The 5,334-nt window shown below is 68.2% G+C and carries 5 protein-coding genes; 4 read left to right on the top strand and 1 reads right to left on the bottom strand.

Annotated elements, in window-relative coordinates:
- Positions 1–230: 230 nt before the first annotated feature.
- On the bottom strand, positions 231–1,835 hold the full coding sequence (locus ACGFYN_RS47730; RefSeq protein WP_393872225.1) for an FAD-binding oxidoreductase: 1,605 nt from the start codon (positions 1,833–1,835) through the stop codon (positions 231–233).
- Positions 1,836–1,899: 64 nt separating this feature from the next.
- On the opposite strand from ACGFYN_RS47730, the gene ACGFYN_RS47725 reads away from it, so the two are divergent.
- From ACGFYN_RS47725 to ACGFYN_RS47710, 4 genes are all read left to right on the top strand, one after another.
- Positions 1,900–2,535, top strand: coding sequence for a TetR/AcrR family transcriptional regulator (locus ACGFYN_RS47725; protein ID WP_393872224.1), 636 nt, complete (start codon positions 1,900–1,902; stop codon positions 2,533–2,535).
- Positions 2,536–2,896: 361 nt separating this feature from the next.
- Positions 2,897–3,271: a hypothetical protein gene (locus tag ACGFYN_RS47720; protein ID WP_393872223.1), complete on the top strand. Its 375-nt coding sequence runs from the start codon at positions 2,897–2,899 to the stop codon at positions 3,269–3,271.
- Positions 3,272–3,358: 87 nt separating this feature from the next.
- On the top strand, positions 3,359–3,703 hold the full coding sequence (locus tag ACGFYN_RS47715) for a transposase (protein ID WP_393872222.1): 345 nt from the start codon (positions 3,359–3,361) through the stop codon (positions 3,701–3,703).
- A gap of 1,007 nt (positions 3,704–4,710) precedes the next feature.
- Positions 4,711–5,139, top strand: coding sequence for a hypothetical protein (locus tag ACGFYN_RS47710; RefSeq protein ID WP_393872221.1), 429 nt, complete (start codon positions 4,711–4,713; stop codon positions 5,137–5,139).
- The last annotated feature ends 195 nt before the right edge of the window (positions 5,140–5,334 follow it).

The raw sequence follows: 5,334 nt of genomic DNA, 5'->3' as shown, positions 1-5,334 counted from the left end.
TCTCAAACGGCGCTTGTCCAACGTGGTTTACCGGATCATGAAACGCGACCAACGGAACCATCTCGCTCAGGCCGCTTGACACACAGAGGCGCTATCAGGTCACAGTCACCCGGCCGGCCACGCGCCAAGCGGCATCGCCCGGCAAGCCGACGATTCGAACCAATGACAGCCAAAGCGTCAGTCAGTCGGAGAGTCAGACCTCCGGGCGGTGCCATGGTCAATCCTCACTGTCAGTCGATCAGGACACCCGGATTGAGGATGCGACGGGGGTCCAGTGCGTCCTTGGCGGCCCGCAGCGCCACCGCGAACGGCTCCGGCCGCTGACGGTCGTAGCCCGAGCGGTGGTCGCGGCCGACGGCATGGTGGTGAGTGACGGTCGCCTGGAAGCGGTGCAGGACGTCGCCCGCGGTGGCTTTGATGTCGTCCCAGATCTCGACCTCGGCGCCGGGGCGGCCGGCGACGGCCACGGTGAAATAGGGGGCGGCGCCGTCGGGATAGACATGGGTCAGACGGCAGTTGACGGTGGCCGGGTGTCCGGTGGCCTTCGCAGCGGCGGCGCCGACCTCGGTGCGGACGGCATCGATCAGCGCAGGAATTCTGTCCCAGGTGGCGGCGGTCTCGAAGGTCTCCACGACGGCGCCCATGCGGGCCAGACCGTCGCGCAGGTAGGGCATGCGCAAGAACGTCGAACGCCAGGCGCCCACGGCGGCGTTCGCCGGGGCGTCCCGGTCCGCCGTCGGCGCGCCGCCGCGGCCGCCGTGGGCGCGGGCCATGTCCACGGCGTTCGCGAGGCGGTCGTCGACGCTGCCGGTGGCGGATTCGAAACCCAGGACCAGGACGGTGGAACCGTCGCGCGAAGCGCCGGACAGCAGTGCCTCGCCGGGGTCGAGCAAACGGCAGTTGGCCGGGGCGAGGTCGGACTGGGCGAGGGCGCGCACCGCTTCCAGCGCCCGGTGGAAGTCGGCGAACGTCATCGACGTCGATGCCTTGTATTGCGGACGCTCCTGCAGGCGCATCCACGCCGCGGTGATGATGCCGAGCGCGCCTTCGGAGCCGAGGAACAGGCGGTCGGGAGACGGCCCGGCGCCGGATGCGGGCAACCGCCACGTCGCTCCGGCCGCGGCAGGGGCGACCACGCTGAGGGACTGCACGAAGTCGTCGATGCGGGTCGGGCCGGTGGCGTAGTGCCCCCCGGCCCGGGTGGCCAGCCAGCCGCCGAGGGTCGAGAATTCGAAGCTCTGCGGAAAGTGGCGCAGGGTCAGGCCGTGGGGCCGCAGCTGCTGCTCCAGTACGGGACCGAGTGCACCGGCCTGGATACGGGCCGAGCGGCCGGCCTTGTCGATCTCCAGGACCCGGTCCATCGCGGTCAGATCGAGCGAGAGCACAGCCCGGTGGGTGGCGCCGCGGTACTCCACTCCGCCGACGACCGACGAGCCACCGCCGTAGGGGATGACGGCCACATCATGCTCGCCCGCCCAGTCCAGCAAGTCGGCCACGTCCTGGTCGCTGGCCGGGTGGGCGACCAGGTCGGGGATCCGGCCGGGGCGGCCGCGTAGGGACCGCATGACGTCGCGGTACGCCTTGCCCATGGCGTGGGCCGCGCGTGCTTCGGGGTCGGCGGTGACCCGATGCGCCAGCGAATTCGGGGGGGTCACGCCGGGGCTGCCGATGTGCAGGTCGCCAAACTGGGGTATCGGCAGTGGGCGGGCCAGGGTGCCGGGCAGCAGGGCAGCCATGGCGACGCATTCGGCGTCGTCCGGGTGCTCTTCGGTATATCCCCAGCCCCACCAGGAGCGTGTGCGGGCGGCGGCAGGGTCGGACGGGGCGGCAGGCATCGTGTGCTCCCAGGGACCATCTAATTTACCCAACGGAAAATTACCCTAGGGTAATATCAAGCTCATGACAACGTCCCCTTCCAGGGCCGGCACCAAGGGCGTGCCCAGAGCTGCACGCGAACGACAGGTCCTGGCCGCGGCCACCGAGGAGTTCGGTTGCCATGGCTACGAGGCCACCACCGTGGCAGCCATCTCCGCCCGCATAGGGGTGACCAAGCCTTTGCTGCACCACTACTTCGGCAGCAAACACGACCTCTACCTCGCCTGCCTGACCCCCATCGGCGACCGGCTGCTCAACGCCGTCCGCACCGCCATGACAGACCACACCACCGACGAGCCGGCCGCACTGCGCGTACTGAACGCCCTTTTCAAAGCCTTGGAAGGGCAGCGTGAGGCATGGTTTGTCCTCTACGACCCCACCGTGCCGCGCAACAGCGACGCAGCACAGCGCGCGGCGGACTACCGAGCCGCGATCGACGAGCTCGCCGCGATCGGCACCGCCGACCTCCTACACGCGGCCGGGTCGTACGACCCGCTCGACGCCGACGCCCTCAAATACGCCTGGCGCGGACTGTGCACCGCTCTGGTCCGCTGGTGGGTCCACCACCCCGACCAGTCACCCCAGGCCATGGCGCAACGCTGCGCACGCCTCTTCACAGCCGGCCTCACCGTCCTGGCCACCGGGGAGGAGCACGCTTGACATCCTCTCGGGACTGAAGGACTCCGTGCTGACGGCCCGGGTGGTCTGGGCCTCGTTTTCCAAGGGGGACCTTGGCCATTCGGATCCGGGAAGTCGGCGTACTTTTCACCGACGAGGACTTCGCCGAGGCCTTCCTGACCGGGGTCGGCCCGCCATCTCGCCAGGAGCCCTGGCACTGGTGGCGGTCTTGCACTACGCCGCAGGACTCTCCGATCGGCACGCCGCTGACCAGGTGCGGGCCCGTATGGACTAGATGTTTCTGCTGAGGCTGGAGCTGGATGATCCGGGTTCGACTTCACCGTCCTGAAAGATTTCCGCTCCCGTCTGAATCGAGCACGGGCTGGAAGAACGGGTTCTGGAGGTGATCCTTTACCGGCTGTCCGATGCAGCACTGTTGCGGGCAGGTGGCCGGCAGCGCACTGATTCCACTCACGTGCTGGCCGCGGTGCGCACGCCGAACCGGATGGAGTGGGTCGGTGAAACGCTGCGGGCAGCGCTGGAGGCGCTGGGCGCAGCAGCCCCGGACTGGCTGACACCGTTGATCAGCACCGCACGGATGGAGCGCTATGGGGCGAAGGTCGACTACTACCACTTCCCGAAAGGGGAAGACGTCCGCCGGGAACGGGCCGAACAGGTCGGCCGCAACGGGTTCGTGCTCCTGGACGCCGTCGACGCGACGACCGCTTTGGCCTGGCTGGGCGGGATCCCTGCGGTGCGCATCCTGCGCCGGGCCTGAGGGAGCAGTACCACCGGGACGGGCAGGTGCGCTCGCGGGAGGGCAAGGGGGGCCTCCCGCCAGCCAGAGACCAGCTGTCCTCGCTCTATGACACCGACGCCCACTACGGCATCGAGCGCCGGCTGCGCCCCGTGCCCGCCGAGATCGAGGTGCACCAAGGCAGCCAACGGCAAGTGGGGGCGCAGCCTGACCCTGCTGCCCCAAGAGCAGCAACAGATCCTCGAACAACGACGCGCGGAGCAACAGACCGACGAGTGGAAACAGCGCTATGACGCGCGAGCCAGGGTGGAAGGCACCATCTCTCAGGCCGTGCGCCGCACCCGCCTGCGGCGCACCCCCTGCCAAGGTCAGAACAAGACCCATCTCGCGAACGTTCTCTGCGCCACCTGGCTCCTCTCCACCATGGGCATCCTCCCGGGGCCGAACCCCTGATCTCGGATGTCCGTCAAAACGGATCAAGCCCAATACGGCCCGTCGTCCCGGCGAGATCGTGTGTGCGCACCCCCCATTTGCGCCCACCAGTAGCGGCCGGGGATCAGAGGCCACAGGCTGGGGGAGGCAGGCAGTGAAGATGCCAGTCCAGCACTTCGCTGCGTCCACGCAGGGCCGGCGCCCCCTTCCTCCTGTTTTCGGCACGCACGGAGGGGGGCGCTGGCTCGTGGACCGGAGTTCCGCTGAGGCGTCCCCCGGAGTGTGGACACGGGGACTCATGCTGCGGGGCCCACCAAGAGCAGTTGGCGACCCGCCCAACAGGAGCCGGGCTAAACAGCGCGTCCCGCACGCGGACGGTTTCCGCGTGCGGGACCGGGTGCTCAACTCGCGCCGGTCAACCAGTCAGCCGGTCGTCAGGGCGGTGTCGTCCACGACGAAGCTGGTGGAGGGAAGAGTCCTCCTCGCCGTTGAACTTGCGGGGCCCGAGGTGGGTCAGGTGGTGCCCTGGAGATAAGCCTAGAAGGCGCGGAAGGGCTGCCGCTCCTCGCGGGGAGTTCGGTGGCGTGCGCTATCCACCAGGCGCCGTGATAGCCGTCGAGGCCCACGGTGCACCGGACCCTTAAGGGTTCCGTTCGTGCGGGTCGCCTGTCGCGAACCTGCTTTCCTCTGGTTCCTGTGTGGCGGCCAAAGCTTGGTCCCGGGGCTTTCGGAGTTACGGGCGAGAGCCCACGTCCACCCATAAGGTTCAGGTCGTTTGGCGTTGAGGCTGGCCGACCACGCCTTGTGCCAGGCGGTGCGCGGTGACCGGCCGCCCACCTCTTTTGTCTGGGGGACGGCCTGGCCGGTCGGGCCGCTGCTTGAACGGGCAACCGGGTCCGGATTGCGGTGGGTGCGCAAGCCCCACAACCTTCCACTCCTGGGACGGGAACAGTGCAGTGGGTACTTCGGGGCCCTGAGCACCTCAACCAGATGGGAGTTGCATCATGCGACCAGTTACACGACGGGCTGTGGCAGGAGCCGCGCTCGCGAAGGTAGCCGTTGCTCCACTCGCAATCGGTCTGATCCTGGCGGCGGGCGGCGCCGCTGCGGCCGCGCCGGCTGTTCGGGCGGAGATATCCGGCTCTGGTCCGGTCACGACCCATCGGCATCTTTATCTCACCGAGGCTGACAATGGGAGGACCCTCATGATCCCCCGTGGCGTGGAGGTATCGGTCGGCCTGAACAGCGATGGTCCCTCAGGAATATGGGCTGTCCCCGTTTCGTCCGACACGGACGTCCTGCAGCCGCGCCCGAGCAGCGCCAGCCAGGACGGTAGCGCCGAAGCCGTGTTTCTCACCGGCCAACCCGGGACGAGTCAGGTCATCGCCACTGAGAGTTGGGCGCCGGGCGAGGTGTTGACCGTGTTCACTGTCGACATCATTGTGATCAACGACTGACCTTCGCCGTGGCGTTCGTCCATGGCGCAGATCTTGTCGGCGATGTGGTCGATGACGGGATAGAGGCGGAAGCGAATGCGGCCGCCTCCGGCCAGGCCTTGCCTAAGCGCTGTCCCGTAAATGATCTACGAGGTGCCGATTGACCTGCCTGGTTCTTCGTCAGCCTGCGAGGGTGAGGTTGTGCAGGCGGGCAAT

Origin of the sequence: Streptomyces sp. NPDC048419 (assembly GCF_043200415.1) — a bacterium.
In the GTDB taxonomy this organism is placed as follows: Bacteria; Actinomycetota; Actinomycetes; order Streptomycetales; family Streptomycetaceae; genus Streptomyces.
The sequence above is the reverse complement of the archived record's forward strand: the minus strand, read 5'-3'. Positions and strand labels throughout refer to the sequence as shown.

Coding starts and splice junctions, on each gene's coding strand:
- ACGFYN_RS47730 (WP_393872225.1), bottom strand. CDS start 1,835: ATGCCTGCCGCCCCGTCCGACCCTGCCGCCGCCCGCACACGCTCCTGG.
- ACGFYN_RS47725 (WP_393872224.1), top strand. CDS start 1,900: ATGACAACGTCCCCTTCCAGGGCCGGCACCAAGGGCGTGCCCAGAGCT.
- ACGFYN_RS47715 (WP_393872222.1), top strand. CDS start 3,359: ATGACACCGACGCCCACTACGGCATCGAGCGCCGGCTGCGCCCCGTGC.